21 protein-coding genes are annotated in these 23,001 nt (G+C 54.8%); 14 read left to right on the plus strand and 7 right to left on the minus strand.

Annotation, left to right across the window (positions count from 1 at the left end):
• Positions 1–18: 18 nt before the first annotated feature.
• The 3 genes from RCCS2_RS08525 to RCCS2_RS08535 are packed head-to-tail and all read right to left on the minus strand — an operon-like array spanning position 19 to position 2,719.
• Complete coding sequence (locus RCCS2_RS08525) at positions 19–723, minus strand: GNAT family N-acetyltransferase (protein ID WP_008233301.1); 705 nt, start codon at positions 721–723, stop codon at positions 19–21.
• Positions 720–1,790 (minus strand): NAD(P)/FAD-dependent oxidoreductase, encoded by a 1,071-nt coding sequence (locus RCCS2_RS08530; RefSeq protein WP_008233303.1) that lies wholly within the window; start codon positions 1,788–1,790, stop codon positions 720–722. Before RCCS2_RS08530 ends, RCCS2_RS08525 begins: the two co-directional genes overlap by 4 nt.
• On the minus strand, positions 1,787–2,719 hold the full coding sequence (locus RCCS2_RS08535) for an aldo/keto reductase (RefSeq protein ID WP_008233304.1): 933 nt from the start codon (positions 2,717–2,719) through the stop codon (positions 1,787–1,789). Before RCCS2_RS08535 ends, RCCS2_RS08530 begins: the two co-directional genes overlap by 4 nt.
• Before the next feature lie 265 nt (positions 2,720–2,984).
• Here RCCS2_RS08535 and RCCS2_RS08540 point away from each other — a divergent pair, with 265 nt between their 5' ends.
• Positions 2,985–3,581 carry a nicotinate-nucleotide adenylyltransferase gene (locus tag RCCS2_RS08540; protein ID WP_008233306.1) on the plus strand — a complete coding sequence of 199 codons (597 nt, stop codon included), beginning with the start codon at positions 2,985–2,987 and terminating at the stop codon, positions 3,579–3,581.
• The gene (dacB, locus tag RCCS2_RS08545) at positions 3,581–5,047 is read left to right on the plus strand and encodes a D-alanyl-D-alanine carboxypeptidase/D-alanyl-D-alanine endopeptidase (RefSeq protein WP_332249310.1); all 1,467 of its coding nucleotides are present in this window, start codon (positions 3,581–3,583) and stop codon (positions 5,045–5,047) included. The genes RCCS2_RS08540 and dacB overlap by 1 nt, the downstream gene beginning before the upstream one ends.
• Here dacB and RCCS2_RS08550 read toward each other — a convergent pair whose 3' ends face one another.
• Complete coding sequence (locus tag RCCS2_RS08550) at positions 5,048–5,467, minus strand: tellurite resistance TerB family protein (RefSeq protein WP_037293955.1); 420 nt, start codon at positions 5,465–5,467, stop codon at positions 5,048–5,050.
• Positions 5,468–5,579: 112 nt separating this feature from the next.
• On the opposite strand from RCCS2_RS08550, the gene RCCS2_RS08555 reads away from it, so the two are divergent.
• From RCCS2_RS08555 to acs, 6 genes are all read left to right on the plus strand, one after another.
• Positions 5,580–7,148, plus strand: coding sequence for a lysine--tRNA ligase (locus tag RCCS2_RS08555; RefSeq protein ID WP_008233311.1), 1,569 nt, complete (start codon positions 5,580–5,582; stop codon positions 7,146–7,148).
• An 80-nt stretch (positions 7,149–7,228) separates the two neighbouring features.
• The gene (locus tag RCCS2_RS08560; protein WP_008233312.1) at positions 7,229–7,630 is read left to right on the plus strand and encodes a DUF4864 domain-containing protein; all 402 of its coding nucleotides are present in this window, start codon (positions 7,229–7,231) and stop codon (positions 7,628–7,630) included.
• 126 nt (positions 7,631–7,756) lie between these two features.
• Positions 7,757–10,045, plus strand: coding sequence for a glycosyl hydrolase family 28-related protein (locus tag RCCS2_RS08565; protein ID WP_008233313.1), 2,289 nt, complete (start codon positions 7,757–7,759; stop codon positions 10,043–10,045).
• 175 nt (positions 10,046–10,220) lie between these two features.
• Entirely contained in the window at positions 10,221–10,922 is a 702-nt protein-coding gene (locus RCCS2_RS08570; protein WP_156788488.1) for a hypothetical protein, read from the plus strand.
• 147 nt (positions 10,923–11,069) lie between these two features.
• On the plus strand, positions 11,070–11,294 hold the full coding sequence (locus tag RCCS2_RS08575) for a hypothetical protein (protein ID WP_008233315.1): 225 nt from the start codon (positions 11,070–11,072) through the stop codon (positions 11,292–11,294).
• Between the two features lie 165 nt (positions 11,295–11,459).
• Positions 11,460–13,418: an acetate--CoA ligase gene (gene acs, locus RCCS2_RS08580; protein WP_037293775.1), complete on the plus strand. Its 1,959-nt coding sequence runs from the start codon at positions 11,460–11,462 to the stop codon at positions 13,416–13,418.
• A 59-nt stretch (positions 13,419–13,477) separates the two neighbouring features.
• Here the strand turns inward: acs and RCCS2_RS08585 are convergent, their stop codons facing one another.
• Positions 13,478–14,119: a LysE family translocator gene (locus RCCS2_RS08585; protein WP_008233324.1), complete on the minus strand. Its 642-nt coding sequence runs from the start codon at positions 14,117–14,119 to the stop codon at positions 13,478–13,480.
• An 84-nt stretch (positions 14,120–14,203) separates the two neighbouring features.
• The gene (locus RCCS2_RS08590) at positions 14,204–15,550 is read right to left on the minus strand and encodes a mechanosensitive ion channel family protein (protein ID WP_050770798.1); all 1,347 of its coding nucleotides are present in this window, start codon (positions 15,548–15,550) and stop codon (positions 14,204–14,206) included.
• A gap of 171 nt (positions 15,551–15,721) precedes the next feature.
• On the opposite strand from RCCS2_RS08590, the gene RCCS2_RS17895 reads away from it, so the two are divergent.
• From RCCS2_RS17895 to RCCS2_RS08615, 5 genes are all read left to right on the plus strand, one after another.
• Complete coding sequence (locus tag RCCS2_RS17895; RefSeq protein WP_008233329.1) at positions 15,722–16,777, plus strand: calcium-binding protein; 1,056 nt, start codon at positions 15,722–15,724, stop codon at positions 16,775–16,777.
• A 239-nt stretch (positions 16,778–17,016) separates the two neighbouring features.
• Positions 17,017–18,423: a 3-isopropylmalate dehydratase large subunit gene (gene leuC / locus RCCS2_RS08600; protein WP_008233334.1), complete on the plus strand. Its 1,407-nt coding sequence runs from the start codon at positions 17,017–17,019 to the stop codon at positions 18,421–18,423.
• Positions 18,423–19,028, plus strand: coding sequence for a 3-isopropylmalate dehydratase small subunit (leuD, locus tag RCCS2_RS08605; RefSeq protein ID WP_008233336.1), 606 nt, complete (start codon positions 18,423–18,425; stop codon positions 19,026–19,028). The genes leuC and leuD overlap by 1 nt, the downstream gene beginning before the upstream one ends.
• A 333-nt stretch (positions 19,029–19,361) precedes the next feature.
• Entirely contained in the window at positions 19,362–20,141 is a 780-nt protein-coding gene (locus RCCS2_RS08610) for a hypothetical protein (protein ID WP_232204252.1), read from the plus strand.
• A gap of 29 nt (positions 20,142–20,170) precedes the next feature.
• Positions 20,171–21,157 (plus strand): endonuclease/exonuclease/phosphatase family protein, encoded by a 987-nt coding sequence (locus RCCS2_RS08615; RefSeq protein WP_198007042.1) that lies wholly within the window; start codon positions 20,171–20,173, stop codon positions 21,155–21,157.
• Here RCCS2_RS08615 and RCCS2_RS08620 read toward each other — a convergent pair.
• The gene (locus tag RCCS2_RS08620) at positions 21,089–22,003 is read right to left on the minus strand and encodes an epimerase (protein WP_008233341.1); all 915 of its coding nucleotides are present in this window, start codon (positions 22,001–22,003) and stop codon (positions 21,089–21,091) included. The genes RCCS2_RS08615 and RCCS2_RS08620 overlap by 69 nt on opposite strands.
• Before the next feature lie 94 nt (positions 22,004–22,097).
• Here RCCS2_RS08620 and RCCS2_RS08625 point away from each other — a divergent pair, with 94 nt between their 5' ends.
• Positions 22,098–22,994: a LysR family transcriptional regulator gene (locus tag RCCS2_RS08625; protein ID WP_008233343.1), complete on the plus strand. Its 897-nt coding sequence runs from the start codon at positions 22,098–22,100 to the stop codon at positions 22,992–22,994.
• Positions 22,995–23,001: the final 7 nt, after the last annotated feature.

Genomic DNA, 23,001 nt, shown 5'->3' on the forward strand with positions numbered 1-23,001 from the left:
GGTGGGTTTAAACCCACTTTACGCGTTAGCATACCTAAGCGGCGATTTTTGGCGTCCATCGTCGTCAAAATTCGCAGGGTCCAACCACGCCTCAAATCCTGCCTGCACGCGCGGCCAATCTTGGTCGAGGACCGAGAACCAAGCGGTGTCGCGGTTGCGCCCCTTGTAGACCAGCGCTTGTCTGAACAGCCCATCGTACTGAAACCCCAGTCGCGCCGCAGCTTGTCGCGATGGTGCATTCAGCGCATCACATTTCCATTCATAGCGCCGATAGCCCAGATCACCCAGCACGCGTTTCATCATGAGATACATCGCCTCTGTTGCCATGACCGTCCGCTGCAGGGCCGGTGAAAACGTGATAAATCCAACCTCGGCGACGCCGTGCGCGGGCTGGATACGCAGAAAGCTTGCGACGCCCACTGGCTTGCCGTTTGACTTGTCAATAACGGTGAAAAACAGCGGATCTTTGCTGTCCACGACACTATCCACCCAGTTGGTATAATCTGCTTGCGATTGGAATGGACCGGTCGGCATGTAAGTCCAGAGCGTTCCAGTATCGTCTTGCGAAAATGCGGCATACAGGTCAGCGCTGTGCTGGCTTTGCAAAGGTACAATATTGCAGGTGCGTCCATGCATCGGGGTGTTCGGGATGGGCGCGCATCCTGTCCAATCGGGCACCGGATCGCCGATGGGCTGCCCATGCGCATTTACGCGTGCGATCATGTGAACCTCTGCGGCGAAAGTGCAGTGATGGCATCAACCGGTAAGTCCGAGGGTCCACCGCTGATCAAATCCGCAAGCAGTTGGCTGGCCGCCGGCGCCGATTGCATGCCGTATCCGCCTTGTCCCGCGCACCAGATAAAGTTGGGATCCTGTGCATCTGGCCCCAACACAAGGGTTCGGTCCGGTGAAAACGTGCGCAACCCCGCCCAAGAGCTGAGTAGGCGTGTCACGGGTTCCGTCACATTGGCCTCGTAGCGTGCCAATCCTTCGGCCAACACCATGTCGTCGGCGTAAGCATCGTGCGGTGTTGTGGCGTCTTCCTCGGCCGGAGAAACGATTAGCGCGCCTGCATCGGCTTTCGCGTACCAGTTTTCACCAGGCCCGAACATCATCGGCCATGTGCTGACGTCGTGACCACCCGGTGCGGGTATCCGCGCCATAGATCGCCGCAGTGGTGTAAAGCCAAGGGGTGCGATGCCTGCAAGTGTTGCGATCTGATCGACCCAAGCCCCTGCCGCATTCACCAAATTCTGTGCTTCAAAGGTGACCGTGCCTGCGCTGACAACCCACCCTTTGCTGTTCCTTTTGATGTCATCGACATGCGTCTTGGTGTGGATGGCCGCGCCATTTTCGCGGGCGGTCCTAGCAAAGCACTGGATCAGCTTGTCTGTATCAATATCCCACGCAGCCTCGTGATAGGCGGTGCGATCAACGGCTGCATCATCAAGGATGGGCACCATATCCTTTGCCTCTTGCATACTGATCTGCGCAAGCTGCATTTGCCGGGCGTCCGTTGCGAATGCATCAGCGGTGTCGGCGTTTCCGACCAGCAAAAGGCCCCGTGGGCTGAGAACATCGGCCTGATCGTGAAACGCATGGCTGGCTTTGTTGAGTGGGATCGTCGAAGGCTTACCATAGTTCTGTTCAAACATTGCGGCTGACCTGCCGGATGTGTGATAGGCCAGCGCATCTTCGCCCTCAAGCAGCGTGACGCTGCCAAGTGCTGAAAGCCGTGCTGCCGCCGATACCCCGGCAATGCCGCCACCGATGATCAAAAAGTCAATCATCCTTCTTCAAGCCGGTCGGTCGCTGGCGGGGGTGATATACTGAGTGCTGTGATTTGATCATATAATGCAGCGCTCATCTCGAATGACATAGCATCAAGTGATGGACGTAACTGCGCGGGCGACCTTGCTGAGATGATAGGCAACGGTTTCACGCTATGCCCCGCAGCCCAAGCAACAGCCAGCGTTGCAGGGGTTACGCCCATATCGGCCCCTAGTTCCGACAGTTTGCGCGCAGTGTCGTGCATCCATGTCTGATCGTAGCGCGCCTTGTAACGGGAATCTTCGGTTAAGCGACCGGTTTCGCCTTGGGCGTATTTGCCAGTCAAAAGCCCGCCACCCAAGGGCGAATATGGCACAACGGTGATACCTTGATCAGCAGCCATTGGGAAAATTTCAACCTCGCTTTGGCGTTTTACAAGGTTGTACATTGGCTGAATGACGTCGATTTTGGTGCCTAGGGATTTGGCGACCGCCTGTGCTTTCATCACTTGCCACGCGGCATAGTTTGACACACCGATGTGCCTGATCAGACCCTGTGATTGCAGGTCTGCCAAGGTGCTAAAGGTTTCTTCCAGCGGTGTGTCATCATCAAAACGGTGCATATACAGCAGATCGACCGCGTCTTCGTTCATTCGCTTGCGCGAGATATCGAAATGCTCAAGGATATGCGTGCGCGATGCACCGTTGGTGTATCCGGCCTTGGTGGCCAGATAGATGTCATCGCGTGTGGGTTTGATCAGCGGCCCAAGAATCGTTTCTGATGCGCCTTCGGTGTAGATATAGGCGGTATCAAAGTGATTGATGCCACTTTCATAAGCGGCCTCAAACATGGCCTTGCTCGCCGCCTTGTCAGCTTTGCCGCCAAACTGCATGGTGCCAAAGGTAAGCTTGGAAAGCGGTGCGCCGCTGCGTGTTGTCAAATCAGTCATTTTCGAAGTTTGGCACGCCTGTGATATGATGAAAAGGCGTCCAGACACGAGGAGGGTGTGATGGGTCGGGCAGAGGCGGCACGCTGCCGAGAGGCTTTTTCTGATCGGTTGACGGCAACCCGGTATCGTCTGCGCGCGAAATGATGGCCCGATGCATTGACAGTCTTGGCATTGGAATGGCTACTACGGCCTAGTCAAAATTAACCTGCGATCACAGAGTACGGATGCTGTCTTTTTCTTCATTTTGCTACAAGGGTGTCGTCTTATGATGGGCGATATTCCGGTTGCAAAGCCCGGTCAGGTGATCGGTTTGCTGGGCGGATCTTTCGATCCGCCGCATAAAGGCCATGTACATATTTCAAAAGCAGCGTTGAAACGTTTTGGATTGGACCGCCTGTGGTGGTTGGTGTCGCCGGGCAACCCATTGAAGGCAAATGGTCCCGCCCCTTTGGCAGACCGCATGCAGGCGGCGCGTGCCATGATGCAGCATCCGCGTGTGACCGTGACGGATATCGAAGCCAAGATTGGCACCCGCTACACCGCGCAAACGCTTGCCGCCTTGCGCCGACGATATCCGGGTGTGCGGTTTGTTTGGCTGATGGGTGCGGACAACCTTGCGCAGTTTCACCGTTGGCAGGATTGGCGCTGGATCATGGAAACCGTGCCGATTGGCGTATTGGCCAGACCGGGTGACAGGATTTCTGCGCGCATGTCGAAAGCGGCCAAGGTTTATGCACAGGCGCGCTTGCCGGGGCGTGCTGCGCACATTCTGGGCCGGGTGGATGCGCCTGCCTGGGCTTTCGTTAATCTGCCGATGTCAGATCAGTCTTCGACAGCCATTCGCAAACGGGGGGAATGGTGATGCGCTTATCACGTCGCGCGGTCCTGATGGGGGCCGCTTCAACAGTTGCATCGGCGGCTTTTGCAGACGCCCCAATGACGTCCTTGCGCCCCATCGCGCGGACACCTGCCAAAGATGCGGTTGACAGTATGGTTGCGGGAAGGGGGTTCTCTGGCGACTTTGGTGTTTTGGTTGCTGACCTGCAAACGGGCGAAGTTCTGGAAGATATCCAAAGTGCGAAGGCGCAGCCGCCAGCAAGTGTGACAAAGGCTTTTACCGCCCTTTATGCGATAGAAGCATTGGGCGCGGGGCACACCTTTGCAACACGTATATTTGCTGATGGAATTATAGAAAACGGTATTTTAAGTGGTAATTTGATTTTGGCTGGTGGTGGCGATCCTAATTTGGTGACGGATCAGATTGCCGATTTGGCGCAGCGACTGAAGGATACTGGTCTGCGCGAAGTCAAAGGTGACTTTCTTGTCTGGGATAACGCACTGATCAATCAAGAAGAGATTGATGAGAGCCAATTTGATTACCTTGGTTATAATCCGACGATCACGGGTTTGAACCTGAATTACAACCGTGTGCACTTTGAGTGGAAGCTGGATGGCGAGGATTATGTCACTACACTGGATGCCCGCAGCGAAAACTATCGGCCCGCAGTAACGACCGCCCGCATATCGGTTGTTGATCGAAGTTCGCCTGTTTTTACGTACAGTGACATCGGCGATGTGGATCAATGGACGGTGGCTGGATCAGCACTGAACAAAGAAGGATCGCGGTGGTTGCCGGTGCGCCATCCCGCGCTTTATGCCGGAGAGGTTTTTGCGACATTTGCGCGAAGCCATGGGATTTTGCTGAAGGCACCCAAAGAGACCGCCGTTGCACCGACCGGTATGACACTTGCAAGTCTTGAAAGCGCGCCCTTGCGCCAGATGATGCGCGGTATGCTGCGGTTTTCAACAAACCTTACCGCAGAAGCTGCGGGTATGGCAGCGACTGCTGCACGTGCGGGTACGCCGCGTGGTTTGCGAACCTCTGCTTTGGGGATGGCGCGTTGGGCGAACGCGCGTGCGGGCAGCATTACGCCGTCTTTTGTTGATCATTCTGGGCTGGGCGATCAGTCGCGCGTATCGCCTGCGGATATGGTGCGATTGCTTGGCGCGCCTGACGTAATACAAACACTTAGGCCAATTATGCGCGATATTCGCTTGGTTGGCGACGATCAGCAGGTGATCAGTGATCCGGCTGTGTCGGTCAAGGCCAAGACCGGAACATTGAACTTTGTCTCATCCCTTGCGGGGTACATCCGCACCAAAAGCGGCCGGGATCTGGCGTTTGCATTTTTTGCGTCAGATCTGGAGGCGCGCGAGGCCGGCAAGCTGACCGGTGCCGAAAGCCCGCCCGGCGCACGTGGTTGGAACCGCAGGGCGCGCAGGGTACAGCAAGATATCCTAAAGCACCTGGCGTTCAGGTTAACCTGATCAGAGCGTCATGTGCCGTGCACGTGCCCCGCGTTCAATGGCGGCGGCATGCAAACGGTCGAGTTCCAATTCTTCGCGAATCTCTTCCAGCATGCGTGCTTCGGGGCCGACAATACGTCCGTCGGCGGCGGCCACGTCACAAGATAGCGCATAAGCCGTTTCATATAAATGCTCTGGCAAGGCATCACGGATCAAACCAAACAGCGCTTCAAGCCCGTCTTCCTGTTCGAACAAATCAAACACCATTTTTGACGTGCGCGGCAGCCGTTCAGCATCGTAACCGTCAAAAACAGGCAAGTTATTGATTGCATTGCTCATTTTTACAAGCTCGGCGGTGCGGATATTCTCATCCGATGCGGAGACCGCGATCATCAGGGCGGCAAGCGCATCTTGCGCGGTCATTGGGGCATCTTCGAGCATCATCAATTCCTTCAGGTTGCAGGGTACATTTATTGACGCCTTGCCTGTCTCGCAATAGGGAGTGCGCGTTGCGGCGATCACAATGATGGCCCCCAAATGAAGTGAGAGTACCATGAGCAACATGCGTGAAGCAGCGATGACGTCGAAGGCCTGGCCCTTTGTGGAAGCGCGCGCATTGCTTAAACGCTATGAAAACAAGGCGCCTGAGAAAGGGTATGTTTTGTTTGAAACGGGGTATGGTCCGTCTGGTCTGCCGCATATCGGGACATTTGGTGAGGTGTTGCGCACAACGATGATCCGCCGTGCGTTTGAGGTAATTTCGGATATTCCCACTAAATTGATCTGTTTTTCTGATGATCTGGACGGCATGCGCAAGGTGCCGGGCAATGTGCCGCAGCAAGACATGCTGGCTGAACACATGCACAAGCCGCTGACATCGGTGCCCGATCCGTTTGGCACGCATGAAAGCTTTGGCCACCATAACAACGCGATGTTGCGCCGGTTTTTGGATACTTTTGGGTTTGAGTATGAATTTTACTCGGCCCGTGAGTTTTACAAGACAGGACAGTTTGATGAGATCTTGCTGCGCGCCGCCGCCCGCTATGACGATATCATGGCCGTCATGCTGAAGTCGTTGCGCGAAGAGCGTCAGGGGACTTATTCGATTTTTCTGCCGATCCATCCTGAGACCGGGCGCGTGCTGTATGTGCCGATGAAGCATGTGGATGGCGAAAAGGGTGAGGTCACCTTTGATGATCCTGACGGCCGCGAATGGACGCTGCCTGTGACAGGTGGCAATGTAAAATTGCAATGGAAGCCGGATTTTGGGGCGCGCTGGGCTGCGCTGGACGTGGATTTTGAGATGTATGGCAAGGAACACGCCACCAACACAGCGATCTATGACCGGATTTGCGAGATATTGGGCGGCAAGAAGCCGAACCACTTTTCTTATGAGCTGTTTTTGGATGAGAAAGGTCAGAAGATTTCAAAGTCGTCCGGGAACGGGATTTCGATTGATGAATGGCTGACCTACGCTTCGACCGAGAGCCTGTCGTACTTCATGTATCTTAAGCCGAAGACGGCCAAGCGGATGCATTTTGACGTGATTCCCAAGGCGGTGGATGAGTATCACCAGCAGTTACGTGCTTATGCGGATCAAGATGATGCAGGCCGGGCCAATAACCCTGTGTTCCATATTCACGGTCACAATGTGCCTGCGTCTGATATGGTTGTGCCTTTTGCGATGTTGTTGAACCTTGCCTCTGTTTCCGGGGCCGAGGACAAAGACACGCTTTGGGGTTTCATCCAGCGCTATGCGCCTGATGCATCGGCCGAAAGGAACCCGCAGATGGATCAGGCGGCAGGGTTTGCCGTGCGATATTACAATGACTTTGTGAAGCCGACGAAGGTGTATCGCCAGCCAACGGATCAGGAACGCGCGGCACTTGGTGATTTGGTTGAGCGGCTGAAAGCATGGGACGGTGGTCTGGATGCCGAAGAGCTGCAAACAATGGTTTTCGCTGTTGGTAAAGACCATGGGTTTGATCCGCTGCGTGCGTGGTTCACGGCACTTTACGAGGTGCTTTTGGGTGCGTCACAAGGGCCGCGTTTTGGTGGTTTCATCGCGCTTTATGGCGTCGAGGAAACCATTGCCCTGATAGAACAGCAGCTGGCGGCCTAAGCACCACGCCCAAAAGAATTGAAACTATTCGGTGTTCTTGTCCGTATCCATTATGATGGATCTGACAGGGGGCATTGATCATGCGGATTTTGGCAGCGGTATTTGGGTTGTGGATGGCGGCGACGTCTGTGTTTGCGCAAGACGCGGATGCGATCGAAGGGGTGATTGGCAATCAGTTGGAAGCCTTCAATAACCGCGATGTTTCAGAGGCTTGGCAATACGCCAGCCCGAACATCAAACGCTTGTTTGGTAGCCCAGATAACTTTGGCATGATGGTCCAACAGGGTTATCCAATGGTTTGGGATAATGCAGATGTACGATTTCTGGACTTGCGTGATGTGGCAGGCAATCTTTGGCAAAAGGTCATGGTGCGCGATGCCCAAGGTGGTTTGCACATTCTAGATTATCAGATGATTGAAACGGCTGATGGATGGCAGATCAATGGCGTGCAATTGCTGCCTGCGCCGGATGTTGGTGCCTGAAGCGTTGCGGCACTGACCGTCACGGTGCTGTCAGCCCCTCTTTAGACCGAAAAGATACCCCTTTGGCAGGTGGCCCGGCTGCGCGCTGGGCCTTTTGCGTTTTTCAAAGCTTCAGGGGCTCTTTTCATGAATAAAGCTATCACCGACGGACTTGTTTTCGACCCATTGCCGTTTTCCGCAGGCCTTTCGCTGTGGTCCAGCACCGATGGTACGCCGGGGTCCGATACCTATGCTGGCAGCGGATCGGGTGTTTTTGTGGCCGCCGATCAGGATTTTGCGGGCTGTCTGGAACTGCTGAAAGTCGATGCGACCCAGCGCGTGCGGTATAAAGGTGAGACGCCGATTGTGCCCGGCTGCTATCTGCAAATCAAAGCACGGGTCAAAGCTGTTGCAGGTGCGTTGCCTGCAGTGCGTATTGCAGGCTGGGCCGGGGCGGGGGGCGGCATTCAGTTGCCCGGCGTGACAGAGGTGGGGCCTTCGGTGCAACTGACCACCTATGGCGAAGTCGTTGAGGTGACGGCGATTGTGGCGACCGCGGACCGGGGCGGTGTTGATCTGGTCTGGACGGGGGCTGCCTACGGTCACTTTGGTATTGATCTGACGGGACCGACCGGTGGCGTTGTGCGCCTTGACGATATCACGATCACCGATGTGTCCTCTGCCTTTCAGGGTGACCTGTCAGGGCTGGTTGATGTCCGCGATTATGGCGCAAAGGGTGATGGTGTCACTGACGATAGTGCGGCTTTCAATGCCGCTGATGCGGCGGCAAATGGTCGTACTGTTATGGTGCCGGAAGGCGATTATTTGCTGGAAGGCAATGTTACGATGGACAATCCGGTGCGCTTTGTCGGGCGTATCGTGCAAGAGCCCGCGTTTCGCTTTATTCTGCAACAGGACTATGATTACGACAGCTATTTGTCTGCATTTCAGAACGAAGAGTTGGCGTTCAAAAAGGCCTATCAGGCGCTTATCAATTTCGCTGATCACGATTCTTTGGATCTTTGCGGTCGTCGTGTTCTGTTGACTGAACCGGTTGACATGCAGGCGGCCGACCCAAGCCGCACGCGCTTTGAAACTCGCCGCGTTATTCGCAACGGTCAGTTTCAGCCCGCCGATGGTGCCGCTTGGGACACAGTCGAAGTGACGTCGCAAGCAACTTATGCTGCGAATGATGACAATCGCCTGACAAATGTCACGAATATCGCATCAATCGCGGTCGGGTCATTGGTTGAGGGGAGTGGCGTTGGGCGCGAGATCTATGTCACTTCGGTCAATGAAAGTGCGCAGACGCTGGAGTTGAGCCGTCCGCTGTTCGATGCAGAGGGCACGCAAGTGTTCACCTTTTTGCGCTTTCAGTACATGCTCGATTTTTCGGGCTATGAAAAACTCAGCCAGTTCATTCTGGATGATATCGAGTTTCAGGGGCGCGGTGTTGCCAGCGGCATTATGATGGCCCCCGATGGTTTCACCTTCCATGTGCGTGATAGCTTTGTGAACAGACCCAAGGATCGCGGGATTACATCGCCGGGACGTGGTTGTCAGGGCATGATGATCGACCGGTGTCAGATGATTTCAGATGAACAAAATGTTCCTGTTCAGAACCGGGTCAGCGTTGGGTTTAATGCCAACGCAAATGACGTGAAAATCAGGGACAACCGGGTTAGCCGGTTCCGGCATTTTTGCGTGCTGGCGGGGTCCGGTAACCTGATCGTTGGCAACCACTGGTTTCAGGGCGATGATCAGACCAATGGATTGCGCTTGGGTGGTGTTATTCTGACCTTGCCTAACCCCAAGAGCATTTTTACCGGCAACTATGTCGATAACAACTTTATCGAGTGGACGAATGAACATGATGCCACACCGGCCCTTGGCACCCAGTTTTCCTTTGGAGGGCTGACGATCACAGGCAATATGTTCACGGTCAATGATGTGACGGACGCGTTCAATTTCATTGTGATCAAACCGTTCGGCCCTGATCATTTCATCAACGGTTTTTCGGTGACTGGCAATGTTTTCCGTTCGTTGAATGGCAGGATCGACAGGGTTGAAGACGTCGATACAACCTTTGCCGACCTTGATTTCAGCCGGACACGCGATTTCGAATTCACGGCTAACACCTTTCACAACGTCAACGATTCCGTTTCGAACCCCGCATCTTTGACGCATGTGCAGGCAACCGAAGCATCGACATGGTTCATGCAGACACGCAAAGTGCTGCCATTTGGCGGGCGCGCATTGAGCGTCGAAGGTGTTATGCCTACCGGTGCTGTGACTAACACTGGCGGCAATAACGTGTATGACCTGCCTTGGTCTGAGGGCGAACAAGGCAGCAGTTTGCGCGATGTGCATTTGAATTGGAGCGTGCCTGTTAAAGGTCAGGTCCGCTATGTTGTTCGGATGGATCAAACCGACTAACGCGGTTTGCTTTGTAAGACTGAAGGGCACCCTTATGGGGTGCCCTTTGGCGTGTTACGGCACGCCTTTTGTAGTGAGACCAAGCACTTATGCTGCAGTGCAGAAAAATGCTGCATTGCCGACATAAACCGTCTATAATTGCCCCTGTAGTTGAATTTAATGTCAGGGGAACAACATGACGCCCGCACTCACTCTATCACTCACCGCGCAGAGTTTGCAGGTTGCAAGCGCAGTCATCGGCCAGCAAATGCGGTTTGCAGATGCGCTGATCGAACAGACGTCTGCCGCGCAGCGCGCGTTGATGTCTCCTTATTATGGCACGCCGACGCCCAAAACAAAGCCCGCACCTGCCGCTAGGCAGAAACCGGTCAAGAAGGCTGCGGCACCAAAAGCAAAAAAGCCAAAGATTGCGGTGGTAGCAAAAACTGCATCCAAGGCGAAAGAGGCTGTCGCCGCGAAGCCGAAGCCAGCGGTCGCTCAAAAACCTGTTGCTGCAAAACCAGCGTCGAAGGCGACGGAGGCATCGTCGAAAGTCACCAAGGCAAAACCGCCGGTGAAAGCTAAAGCTCCGGTAACCAAGCCTGCTAAAGCTGAAGTTGTTGCGAAGTCGCCTGCCGTGACAAAGCCAGTAATTGCGAAATCGAAAACACCAGCCAAGGCTGCGACACTGAAGAAAGCCACTGCGAAAGCAGAGACAGCCAAGCCCGCGCCTAAGAAGGTTGTCACGCAGGCCAAGCCAGCCGCAGCAAAGGCACCTGGCCAGCCTCAAACAAAGTCAAAAGCTAAGTCAGCGACGCCGACACCGGCCAAGACAACGAAGCGTGGCAAACCAATCACCGTTGCCGATACGCCATGGGATGGCAAGGCACCGTCCTAACCGTCCGAATACACCCCATCACAATATGAAACAGCACCCATCATGCGCGACTTGCATGGTGGGTTTGCATTTGTGAGCGTTGTTGCTGGGCCGCCGCTGAACTATTTCGGGGGTGGGAGGACGAATATTCAACTTACGAGGCTCAAAATGTCACTCCGTCCCGATAATACCCTGATTTCCAACCGTGAAATGTTGCTTGAATTGCTTGCAACACCTTTTCGCGCGATGGGTACCGCACTTCACGACATCGCAACCAACACAGCACGCGCCCAGACAGCGCGCGAATTAGCGGCGATATCTGATGATGAGCTGAAAGCGCGCGGTATGAAACGCGCTGATATTGTCAGTCTGGCGTTTCGTCACGACGGCTAGGTTGCGTCACATCCGTGGCTCTTCCAGCGTAAATCCCTTTACCTATGTCAAAGCACCGGGCCGCTGCTGTTTTACAAATTGTAAAGCCCGGACCGGTCAAGGCTTGGATTCGGCTGCGTTTTCGGCATGATATAGGCTGACCAGACACATCAGGGGGGAACCATCGTGACCAATCAACCAGCCGGAGCCTATGCGCCGTCAGCCGACATGGCTGCCAATGCCCATGCCGATCAAACCACCTACGAAAAGATGTACGCTGCATCCATTGAAGACCCAGAGACGTTCTGGGGCGAACATGGCAAGCGGCTTGACTGGATCAAACCTTATACACGTGTCAAGAATACCAGCTTTGCCCCCGGCAATGTCGATATCAAGTGGTACGAAGATGGTACGCTGAATGTCAGCGCCAACTGTATCGACCGTCATTTGGCGACACGGGGCGATCAGACCGCCATTATTTGGGAGCCTGACAGCCCCGATGATGATGCCGTACATATCACCTACAAAATGCTGCACAAAAAGACATCGCTGATGGCGAATGTTCTAAAGGACATGGGTGTTGGTAAAGGCGACCGCGTCGTTCTTTATCTGCCCATGATCCCCGAGGCCGCTTATGCGATGCTTGCCTGCGCGCGGATCGGCGCGATCCATTCGATTGTCTTCGCAGGATTCTCTGCCGAAGCGCTGGGCGCACGGATCAACGCCTGTGATGCAAAGGTTGTGATTACCGCTGATGGTGCACCGCGGGGGGGCCGGGTGACAAACCTCAAAGACAGTGTGAATCAGGCGCTCTTGAATGATTTTGACGAGGTGAAATGCCTTCTTGTCAAACGTACTGGCCAACAGGTCGCGTGGCGCGACGGGCTGGATTACTGGCTGCACGAGATGGAAGAAAAAGTCAGCGCCGACTGTCCGCCGACTGAAGTGAACGCCGAAGATCCGCTGTTCATTCTTTATACGTCTGGTTCCACCGGCCAGCCTAAGGGCGTTGTGCATTCCAGCGGTGGCTACCTTGTCTATGCGGCGATGACGCAGCAGTACACGTTTGACTATCACGACGGTGATATCTTTTGGTGCACCGCTGACGTGGGCTGGGTCACAGGGCATAGCTATATTGTTTATGGGCCATTGGCGAACGGCGCGACCACGATCATGTTTGAGGGTGTCCCTACATATCCCGATGCCGGTCGGTTCTGGGCGGTCTGCCAAAAACACAAGGTCAATCAGTTTTATACAGCGCCAACGGCGATTCGCGCGCTGATGGCGCAAGGCAATGAATACGTTGAAAAGTATGATCTGTCTGATATCAAGGTACTTGGCACCGTTGGCGAACCGATCAACCCCGAAGCTTGGAACTGGTACAACGACATTGTCGGTAAAGGCAAAGCGCCCATCGTCGATACGTGGTGGCAGACCGAAACCGGGGGGCATTTGCTGACACCGCTGCCCGGTGCAACAGCGACCAAACCCGGCTCTGCCACTTTGCCCTTCTTTGGCATTCAGCCTGTCATTCTGGAACCAACGTCGGGCGAGGAAATTCACGATACCGCCGCAGAGGGCGTGCTGTGCATCAAAGACAGTTGGCCTGCCCAGATGCGCACCGTCTGGGGCGATCATGAGCGGTTCGAGAAGACGTATTTTGCGGATTACAAGAATTACTATTTCACCGGTGATGGCTGTAAGCGCGATGAAGACGGGTACTATTGGATCACCGGCCGCGTGGATGATGTGATCAACGTCTCAGGCCACCGGATGGGCACGGCCGAAGTTGAAAGCGCCTTGGTCGCACATGCAAAAGTCGCTGAAGCTGCCGTTGTGGGTTATCCGCATGACATCAAGGGGCAGGGTATCTATGCCTATGTCACCTTGATGAACGGCCAAGAGCCATCGGACGCGTTGCGCAAAGAGCTAGAGGTCTGGGTCCGCTCCGAGATTGGCCCGATTGCCAAGCCTGATTTGCTGCAATGGGCACCGGGGCTGCCGAAAACACGGTCGGGCAAGATTATGCGGCGCATCCTGCGCAAGATTGCTGAGGATGATTTCGGTGCGCTGGGCGATACATCTACGCTGGCTGATCCGTCCGTTGTCGATGATCTGATCGAGAACCGGATGAACCGGGGCTGATGCATGTGCCATAAACAGAAAAGGCCGCGCAGATTTCTGCGCGGCATTTCTTGTTAGCATCACGTGCGGCTGGTCAGCAGTTTCAGCCCTGCCAGCGCAAAGAATGTGCCAAGGATGCCCTGAATAACCCGGCGTGCCTTGCCGTAAATGCGCACCATGACGGGGGTCGAAAACGCGAGCGCGTAAAGCAGATGGCAAATGATCGACAGAATAAACGTGCCCACAACGATCACGGCCGCAACCCAGAACGGCGCGTCGTTTTGCAACCCAAGCGAGATGATCGCGATCCAAGACAGCGCGGCCTTGGGGTTTGTCATTTGAATGATATAGCCACGTCGCAAATATCCTAATGCAGTGCGGCGCCCGCCTTTCAGCTCGCTGGCTTCAATATCATGTGGGGACGCTGCGGATTTGAAGGCTTTATAGGCCAGCCACAGCAAATAAGCGCCGCCAAAAAGCTTAATAAGCAAAAGTGCCGAAGCATAGGTCGCCAGAAGTGCCGACAGTCCAAATGCTGTTAGAACCGCCCATGTGAAAGAGCCGATCGCGACCCCCATCGCCAAAGCGATGCCCGATGGGCGACCCACGCTCATTGATGTGCCCATCACGGCCAGAACATTCGGGCCGGGGCTGGCAATACCCAAAAGAAATGCAGAATAGGCAAGTAGAATTCCGGGAAGGTAAACAGAGATATCTTGCATGGCGCGACCTTTCGAAGCGAATGAATGTTCACACAATGTTCCGAATAGGTGCGCAAAGCAATTGAATTCAGCCCGTAGCAGCCTTCACCCGGTTGCAGGCTTGTTTTCCAACATTTTTACTTCACGCTGCGGGAACGGAATACTAATGTCGTGTTCCTCAAACGCGTCCCAGAGTGCCAGATAAACATTGCCACGAATGTTGGTCAGACCGCCTGTGGGGTCCCTGATCCAGAACCGCAGCAGATAGTCGACCGAACTGTCACCAAAGCCCACGATATGACACACCGTTGGCCTGTTGCTGAGCACACGATCAACACCCTGCGCGGCCTCAATCGCAATGCGCCGCACTTCGTGCGGGTTGTCGTGATAGGCGGTGCCAAAGTTGATATCAAGGCGAACGAAATCGTTGGAATGTGACCAGTTGACGACCTGACCGGTGATCAGGTCTTCGTTTGGTATCAGGTATTCGCGCCCGTCGCGGGTGACGACCGATACATAACGCGCACCCAGCGAATTGATCCAACCAAAGGTATCGCCAAGGCTGATGACATCGCCGGGTTTAATCGACTTATCCAGCAGGATGATCACACCGGAAACAAGGTTGGACACGACCTTTTGCAGACCAAAACCAAGGCCCACACCAATCGCACCCGAAAGTACTGCAAGCCCTGTCAGGTCGATCCCCAGCGCACGCACGCCAACAAAGAATGCAGCACCATAGAACGCAATTTGCACGCCTTTGACGATCAGCACCTGCATGGATGGGCTGATATCTTCGTTTGATCGGATCCGACTTGCTGTCGTTGTTGTAAAGAACCGCGCCGCGGTGATGAGCACGCCCAAAATCACAAGGCCCTGAATAAGCAACAGCAGCGAGAACCTGATTTCACCTATATTGAACCCGACACTGTCCAGTAACCGCTCGGCCACATCCAAAAGCCCAAGGATTTGCAAGGTGGCCCATATCCACGCGCCGTAGCGTACGAATTTGCGCAGTGTCGGGCTTTTGATCAGGCGGGTGGCGAAAACGATCAGCAGCCATGCCAATGCCAGCGTGCCGATCACGCCCAACAGATAGCTGCGGCTGTTCCAGGTCAATTCGCGCATGGCAAAGATGACGATCCAGATCAGTGCGACGAAAAAGATTGCCCGCAAGCGTTGATGCACAACAACAAGGATGCGCATCCGCCACTTTGGCCAATTTTCGCGCGATCCCATCCATGCACGAATGCGCGGCCCCAGAATCGCGCGCAGAATATGCGCTGCGGCAAAAATACCAATCGCAATCAGGATTTGATACAGGTTCCAGGTTCGGAACATGCTTTCGATGAACTGTTGCCCTTGAATCAACAGATCACCGCCAATTTCGAGGACCTCCTCAAGCGGTTCTTCTACCAATACCGGGTCGTTTATTCCGTCGTGCGCAGCCATCGGATTCCTGATCAGTGCATCTGTTTTGATAAGGTTGCATGCAGATAGCGTGCAAGCAAGCAACGCTTATGCATCAGTGCGTAAATGACGCTGACGCAAATCGTTTGTATCCTTGTGAGGGCATGATGAAACCGCTACGATTTTATGAAAGATAGCGTTGGAGTTCCTATTATGGACATGACCATATTGTTGTTGTTGGCTGCCTCTGGTGTGCTTTTGATCCCGCTCCTGAGTGAGGATGATGACGATGAGAGTGACAAAAACGAAGTTCGCGGGACATTGGAAGATGATATTCCGCTGGACGGTACGGATGGCGACGACCTGATCCTTGGATTTGATGGGAACGACACCATCAATGGTGGTGCCGGACTTGATTTCATAAACGCCGGGCTGGGCAATGACACGGTGAATGGTGGCGATGGCCGTGATGTGATCGAAGGACGTGCCGGTGATGACATTCTGAACGGGGATGATGGCAACGATACGATTTTGGGCGGTGCCGGCGATGATGACATCAACGGCGGCTTTGGTAGCGATATCATTCGCGGCGGTCGCGGCGCTGACGAGATTTTCGGCGGGTTTGGTGCCCGTTTGCTGGATGGTGAACTGAATAATGCAACTGACCGCACCGATACACTTCGCGGCGAAGGCGGTGAGGATGAAATCTACCTTTGGGGCGGCGGCGGTCTGGCTGTTGGCGGGCAGAATTCTGATGATCCCGGTACGGGTGATGAAAAAGACGTGCTTGTTCTTGTCACGGGCGAAGGGCGCTTGGAAGACTCAGAAGGCACAACCGATTTCTTTGCCTTGGCGAACATCGAAAATGATGAAGAAACTTTTGCCATTATCACCGAATTCGATGAATCAGAGCATCGGATGATCCTGACTGTCGATATTGATTTGGATGGTGCAGCCGCAACGCCGCAAGTTGGATTTGAGGCGACGCTAAGCACGATTGAAGAGGGCGATGAAACCGTTAATGGTTTCCTGATCACGGCAAAACTGCTGAACCCTGACGATTTCCCGGATGCCGAGTTTGAGGAATCATCTGCGTTCTTCAGAGGTGAAGCCAATACGACAAGTGATGATCTGCAAACCTTTGTTCAAGACAACTACGATATCGAAGTTGTGTTCACCGATGCGGCAGACAATGATTACGTCGACCCAGAGACAACGATCAATGCGATCAACAGTCAGATCCCTGACAATCCGCCTGTCCCTGTCTGACACTGAAAGACGCGTCACTACGCCGGTCCCAATGCGGGATGCAGCTATGCGATCACCCTTGCGAGCAGGGGTCAGCGCGTGTATCTGATCTTTCATGAAAAAGGTTTTTGATATGGATGATCGCGCACGGCTGCCTTGGCGGTTCTTTGGTGCACGTGGCACAATCCTCGCGCGGGGATAACGCCCGCCTGCTTTCCGTAAACCTGACGACCACTGACATTTTATGACGGGAGAGGACAATGTCCCCCAAAACGCTCTATGATAAAATCTGGGATGCGCATGTCGCCCATGAAGCCGATGATGGCACCTGCCTGCTTTATATTGATCGCCATCTGGTCCACGAAGTGACCAGCCCGCAGGCCTTTGAAGGGCTGCGTATGGCGGGCCGCAAGGTGCGCGCGCCCGAAAAAACCATCGCTGTGCCAGACCACAATGTGCCGACAACGGCTGGACGCGATGACCCCAAGAACATGACCGAGGATAGTGCCATTCAGGTCGCTGCATTGGATAGCAATGCCAAGGAATTCGGCATCCACTACTATCCAGTTTCTGACGTCCGTCAGGGCATCGTGCATATCGTCGGACCAGAGCAGGGCTGGACGTTGCCGGGCATGACCGTTGTATGCGGTGACAGCCACACGGCAACCCACGGTGCCTTTGGCGCGCTGGCCCACGGCATCGGCACGTCCGAGGTTGAGCATGTTCTGGCGACGCAAACGCTGATCCAGAAGAAATCCAAGAACATGAAGGTCGAGATTACAGGCAAACTACGCCCCGGTGTGACGGCCAAGGACATCACCCTGTCCGTCATCGGCGCGACCGGCACGGCTGGCGGCACTGGCTATGTGATCGAATATTGTGGCGAAGCGATCCGCGATTTGTCGATGGAAGGGCGCATGACGGTCTGCAACATGGCGATTGAAGGTGGCGCGCGTGCTGGTCTGATCGCACCGGACGAGAAAACCTACGCATACTGCAAAGAGCGCCCGCACGCACCAAAGGGTGCAGCATGGGAAGCGGCAGAGGCGTATTGGCGCACGCTTTATACCGACGAAAGCGCGCATTTCGACAAGGTGATCACGCTGAAAGGCGAAGATATCGCGCCTGTCGTGACTTGGGGGACGTCACCCGAGGATGTTTTGCCGATCACGGCTGCCGTGCCTGCGGCGGATGATTTCGAAGGTGGTAAAGTTGGCGCGGCCCAACGTTCGCTCGACTATATGGACCTCAAGCCGGGCACGCCTTTGTCTGACATCGAAATCGACACGGTCTTTATCGGATCTTGCACAAATGGACGCATTGAAGACCTGCGGGCAGCAGCTGCCATTCTTAAGGGCAAGAAAAAGAAAGACGGGCTGCGGGCGATGGTTGTGCCGGGGTCCGGTCTTGTGCGTGCGCAGGCCGAGGAAGAAGGGCTGGCGGATATTTTTAAGGACGCCGGGTTTGAATGGCGCCTTGCCGGTTGTTCCATGTGTCTGGCGATGAACCCCGATCAACTGGCACCGGGTGAACGCTGTGCAGCCACATCCAACCGCAACTTCGAAGGGCGGCAAGGGCGGGGCGGACGCACCCACCTGATGTCACCGCAGATGGCTGCCGCGGCGGCGATCACAGGCAAACTGACCGATGTGCGGGAGATGATGTAATGCAGAAATTCACAAAACTCAGCGGCATCGCCGCCCCACTGCCATTGGTCAACATCGACACCGATATGATCATTCCCAAGCAGTTCCTGAAAACGATCAAACGGTCCGGCCTTGGTGTGAACCTGTTTGATGAGATGCGCTATGACGATGACGGCAACGAAATTCCTGATTTCGTCTTGAACAAACCCCAATATCGCGAAGCGCAAATCATTGTTGCCGGTGAAAACTTTGGTTGCGGGTCTTCGCGCGAACACGCGCCATGGGCTATCGCCGATTTTGGGATCACTTGCGTGATCGCACCGTCCTATGCCGATATCTTCTACAACAACTGTTTCAAAAACGGGATCCTGCCTATCGCGCTGCCGCAAGAGCAGGTTGATGTTCTGATGAAGGACGCCGAAAAAGGGTCCAACGCGCGGATCGAGGTTGATCTTGAGGCGCAGACGGTCACGTCTTCGGATGGTGAAACCTTTAGTTTTGAGGTTGATGCCTTCAAAAAGCATTGCTTGATAAACGGCCTCGACGACATTGGCCTGACCATGGAAAAGGCCGCGTCGATTGACAGCTATGAGGCTGCGGCCAGCACCGCGCGTCCGTGGGTGTAACGGCATTCATAAACATTTCAATCAGGGCTGCTTTGTCACGAAGCGGCCCTTTTGCATTCCGGACCTACTGCACAAATGCTGCGGTTCGGTGGCTTTCGCGCACCACTTTGCTGCCAATGTGAAGTATATAGCCGGTTTCACGCGCGCATTGGTTGATGCAAAGGGCTGGATTTGTTCAGGATTATCCCAATAATAATATCATCTGGGTATGTTGTGCGTGCCACCCGGAACTTATGCGCAAGGCATGCGATGGCCGAGTAGAGGAAAAGTGTAGTGCTAGCGCGATTGCCTTCAGCATTGGTAAGAGCCGTGATGGTCGTGATGTTGATCATCATGCCTTATGCACTGTTGCCCAATTCTGGGACGGACAACGCGCAGATTATCGTTCTGGTTGCGATCTTTGGCGCACTTTTCACGATTGTCGAATATAGCTCCAGCAGCCCCAGCCTGGTCGAGTTTCGCGATGCCCCCCCGTTCAATCGGGTCAGGTTTTCGGCTTTGTTTGCCACTGTGTTTTGTCTGTCAATGATCTTTAAAGGTGTGGATTCCCCTACAGTGATCTCTGAATACTTTCAGAACAGCGGGAGTGTGATCGGAGAAACCATTGATTTTCCGTATTCGCCGGTACGTCTGATGGTCATCATGATGCCTGACGGGACCGATCCGTTGGTGATCCAGCATTTGCGTGACGCAGCAGGGCTGAGCTATCTGGTTTCCGTGTTTTCGGTCATTTGGTTTGTCGTTCTGCTGCGCCTATACCGCTGGCCGCGCCGCGCGGGCGCCTTTAATGTCTGGATCAATCTGCCCACATTTGACCCAACCGCTGGCGGTGATGTGGTGAAACGCCTTCAAAGGGATGGACGCGTTAACATTATATTAGGGTTCTTGTTGCCTTTCTTGGTGCCAGCAGTTGTCAAATTGGTGGCGGCCTTGGGCACCCCAATTAACCTTGATAACCCACAAACCTTGATTTGGACGGTCTCTGCATGGGCATTCTTGCCAGCCAGCATTTTGATGCGCGGTGTCGCCCTCAGCCGGGTTGCACAGATGATCGAACTGCAGCGGCGCAAGGCCTACGACCGCACCGGGCCAACGCACAGCGCTACCTATTAGGCGCAGCACTTTGTCTTGTCGGCGCAATTGTGCAGGCCGATACGTACCGCATCGCTACTTTTGCCGCCCCGCTAAGCCGTGATGGACCGGGGCTTTTGCTGCGCGACCTACAGCGCGGGGATGATCCGCAGATTGCGGCGATTACGGATGTTATTACGCATCTCGATCCTGATGTCTTGATCCTGACAGATTTTGATTATGACCAAGACCTGATTGCGCTGCGCGCTTTTGCCGATCGCTTTAATCCCGGTTACCCGCATCTTTTCGCCCTGCGCCCCAATGCGGGACTTGCGACTGGTCTTGATCTTGATGGCAATGGCCGCTTGGGTGATGCACGCGACGCGCAGGGATACGGTCGCTTTGCCGGTGATGGCGGCATGGCGATTATGTCGCGCTTTGCGGTGTTGGATGATCAGGTTACCGACATTTCGATGACCTTATGGCGGGATTTGCCCGGTGCAACATTGCCGCAAATGGATGGCGTGTCTTTTTTAGATCCTGCCGCACAAGACGTCCTGCGCCTTTCGTCCACAGCACATTGGATCGTGCCTATCGCATTGCCAGATGGTGCGCCGTTGTCTGTCATGGCCTTTTCCGCCACGCCGCCTGTGTTTGATGGCCCTGAGGACATGAACGGTCTGCGCAATCGTGATGAACTGCGGTTGTGGGAAGTCGTACTGTCTGGCGCATATGGCCCTGCACCAGACAGTTTTGTGGTCGCGGGCAATGCCAATCTGGATCCACAGGATGGTGACGGGTTCTCTGATGCGATGACCGCCTTTCTGCAAAACCCTTTGCTGCAGGACGCATTGCCCGGTCAGGCGACCGCTGATTGGCCAGAGGATGGACCCGGCGACTTACGCGTCAGCTATGTCCTGCCCTCTGCCGATTGGACGGTCAGTGGTGCGGGCGTTTTCTGGCCTGCGCCGGATGACCCCGACCGGGCGCTAATTGGCGACGATGGTCTGGCCGCTGGGCCGCACCGCATCGTTTGGGTCGATATCACCAGGTGGTAGCCCTGCCAGCATGACGTCTTCCAGATCAGTGGGTTCAAACCCCGGCAAGAGCCTGTTGAACTTCTCTGCCCCAATCCGATGCGGCATCGCGTAGAGATAGCGCATTTCACGCATTTCGCGGGCAAGTTCCCAGACCGGGCTAAGAAGGGTCATAATCCACCATGGGAAGCGGTTGATCTTGAGGTCGCGGCGCACGTGATCGGATACGCAGCGTTGCAGGTCTGCGGTCGTGAATGCTTGACCGGGGAAGGGGATGTCTTCAAACATCGCCAGTGTTTTGCGGGTCTCGGCCAGCTTTACCGCGGCGCGCGCCCAATCTGGGACGTAGGCATAGGTTTGTAGTATATCGGGATCAGCCGCTGCTGTAATCTTGCCTTTCTTGATATCGCGCATGATCAGCATGCTCATGATGTCACCATTACCAGCGGGATCAATAAAGTTGCCCGCGCGCAGCACGATGGTCTGTACACTAGAGGCGCGATAGCTTTCTTCCATCTTAATGCGGACACGGCCCTTTTTTGTTGTTGCGATCTGCGGCGTGTTTTCATCCAGAACGCCGGGCTGATCGCCGTAGTTATAGATATTGCCAGGAATGATTACCGTTGCCCCGCTGGCTTTCGCCGCTGCAATCACCTGAGCTGTGATTTCAGGAATGGTCCGTTCCCAGTCATGGTAAGCGGGCGGGTTCAAACCATTGACAATAACATCAGCGCCAGCGGCGGCGCCAACCATATCGCCTGTCTTGCGATCATAGTGTCGCACTTCCCAACCGGCATCCCAGAATGCGTCTGCCGCGCAGCTGCCGATCTTGCCGGAGCCACCCAAAATAAGAACTGTCTGTTTCATGTCTATGTCTCCAATGCGGTTGCTTGATGCACTATCTGCTATTCATATTGGAAAAAGAATTGTCAAAATTAGCACATCATGTATTCACTAATGAATGGATAAAACGCTTAGCTCTCTTGATTGGTCGCTTGTTCAGGCCTTCTTGGCCGTTGCTGAAACCGGCAGCCTGTCTGCGGCTGCGCGCAATCTTGGTACCAGCCAGCCCACATTGGGCCGCCAGATCAAAGCGATTGAAGCGCAGTTGGGTGCGGAACTTTTCCACCGCCGACCCCGCGGATTTGCCCTGACGCAAACGGGCGCTGATCTGGTCAGGCCTGCAAAGACAATGCGCGATGCCGTTCGGCAAATTGCGCTTACAGCAGCCGGGCAACAAGCGCGGCTTGAAGGCACTGTGCGGATCACCGCCAGCGTTGCGACCTCTGCCATGCATCTACCGCCGATCATTGCCAAGATCCGCAAACTGGAACCGCAGATCGCGATTGAACTGGTCCCCGGCGACGACACCCGCAATCTGCTGTACCGCGAAGCAGACATCGCAGTGCGTATGTACCGCCCCACCCAGCTTGACCTGATTACCCAACATATTGGCGAAATCCCTTTGGGTGTTTTTGCCGCCCGATCCTATTTGGCTGAACGCGGTATGCCCAAGGTCATTGCCGACCTCCCAAACCATGACTTCGTGGGCTACGACAGTAACACCGCGATCATCGAAGGGTTTGCCGCGACAGGCACAAAGGTGGATCGTGATTTTTTTAAGACCCGCTGCGATGATAATATCGCGTATTGGGAATTGGTGCGCGCGGGCTGTGGTATCGGCTTTGCGCAGGCCGATATCGGGCGGCGCGACCCACAGATTGCGGAAATTGACCTTGGGGTGTCAATGCCGACGCTGCCGATCTGGCTGACAGCACATGAGGCGATGCGCCAAACACCCCGCGTCCGGCGTGTATGGGAGCTTTTGGCAGAAGGTCTTAAGCCCTTGGTATCTTGAACCCCGA

This window comes from Roseobacter sp. CCS2 (assembly GCF_000169435.1).
GTDB lineage: Bacteria > Pseudomonadota > Alphaproteobacteria > Rhodobacterales > Rhodobacteraceae > Yoonia.

What these genes read in the sequence shown, in the direction of transcription:
- RCCS2_RS08525 (WP_008233301.1), bottom strand. Translation starts at nt 723, where the DNA reads ATGATCGCACGCGTAAATGCGCATGGGCAGCCCATCGGCGATCCGGTG.
- RCCS2_RS08530 (WP_008233303.1), bottom strand. Translation starts at nt 1,790, where the DNA reads ATGATTGACTTTTTGATCATCGGTGGCGGCATTGCCGGGGTATCGGCG.
- RCCS2_RS08535 (WP_008233304.1), bottom strand. Translation starts at nt 2,719, where the DNA reads ATGACTGATTTGACAACACGCAGCGGCGCACCGCTTTCCAAGCTTACC.
- RCCS2_RS08540 (WP_008233306.1), top strand. Translation starts at nt 2,985, where the DNA reads ATGATGGGCGATATTCCGGTTGCAAAGCCCGGTCAGGTGATCGGTTTG.
- dacB (WP_332249310.1), top strand. Translation starts at nt 3,581, where the DNA reads ATGCGCTTATCACGTCGCGCGGTCCTGATGGGGGCCGCTTCAACAGTT.
- RCCS2_RS08550 (WP_037293955.1), bottom strand. Translation starts at nt 5,467, where the DNA reads ATGCTCGAAGATGCCCCAATGACCGCGCAAGATGCGCTTGCCGCCCTG.
- RCCS2_RS08555 (WP_008233311.1), top strand. Translation starts at nt 5,580, where the DNA reads ATGAGCAACATGCGTGAAGCAGCGATGACGTCGAAGGCCTGGCCCTTT.
- RCCS2_RS08560 (WP_008233312.1), top strand. Translation starts at nt 7,229, where the DNA reads ATGCGGATTTTGGCAGCGGTATTTGGGTTGTGGATGGCGGCGACGTCT.
- RCCS2_RS08565 (WP_008233313.1), top strand. Translation starts at nt 7,757, where the DNA reads ATGAATAAAGCTATCACCGACGGACTTGTTTTCGACCCATTGCCGTTT.
- RCCS2_RS08570 (WP_156788488.1), top strand. Translation starts at nt 10,221, where the DNA reads ATGACGCCCGCACTCACTCTATCACTCACCGCGCAGAGTTTGCAGGTT.
- RCCS2_RS08575 (WP_008233315.1), top strand. Translation starts at nt 11,070, where the DNA reads ATGTCACTCCGTCCCGATAATACCCTGATTTCCAACCGTGAAATGTTG.
- RCCS2_RS08585 (WP_008233324.1), bottom strand. Translation starts at nt 14,119, where the DNA reads ATGCAAGATATCTCTGTTTACCTTCCCGGAATTCTACTTGCCTATTCT.
- RCCS2_RS08590 (WP_050770798.1), bottom strand. Translation starts at nt 15,550, where the DNA reads ATGGCTGCGCACGACGGAATAAACGACCCGGTATTGGTAGAAGAACCG.
- RCCS2_RS17895 (WP_008233329.1), top strand. Translation starts at nt 15,722, where the DNA reads ATGGACATGACCATATTGTTGTTGTTGGCTGCCTCTGGTGTGCTTTTG.
- leuC (WP_008233334.1), top strand. Translation starts at nt 17,017, where the DNA reads ATGTCCCCCAAAACGCTCTATGATAAAATCTGGGATGCGCATGTCGCC.
- leuD (WP_008233336.1), top strand. Translation starts at nt 18,423, where the DNA reads ATGCAGAAATTCACAAAACTCAGCGGCATCGCCGCCCCACTGCCATTG.
- RCCS2_RS08610 (WP_232204252.1), top strand. Translation starts at nt 19,362, where the DNA reads ATGCCTTATGCACTGTTGCCCAATTCTGGGACGGACAACGCGCAGATT.
- RCCS2_RS08620 (WP_008233341.1), bottom strand. Translation starts at nt 22,003, where the DNA reads ATGAAACAGACAGTTCTTATTTTGGGTGGCTCCGGCAAGATCGGCAGC.
- RCCS2_RS08625 (WP_008233343.1), top strand. Translation starts at nt 22,098, where the DNA reads ATGGATAAAACGCTTAGCTCTCTTGATTGGTCGCTTGTTCAGGCCTTC.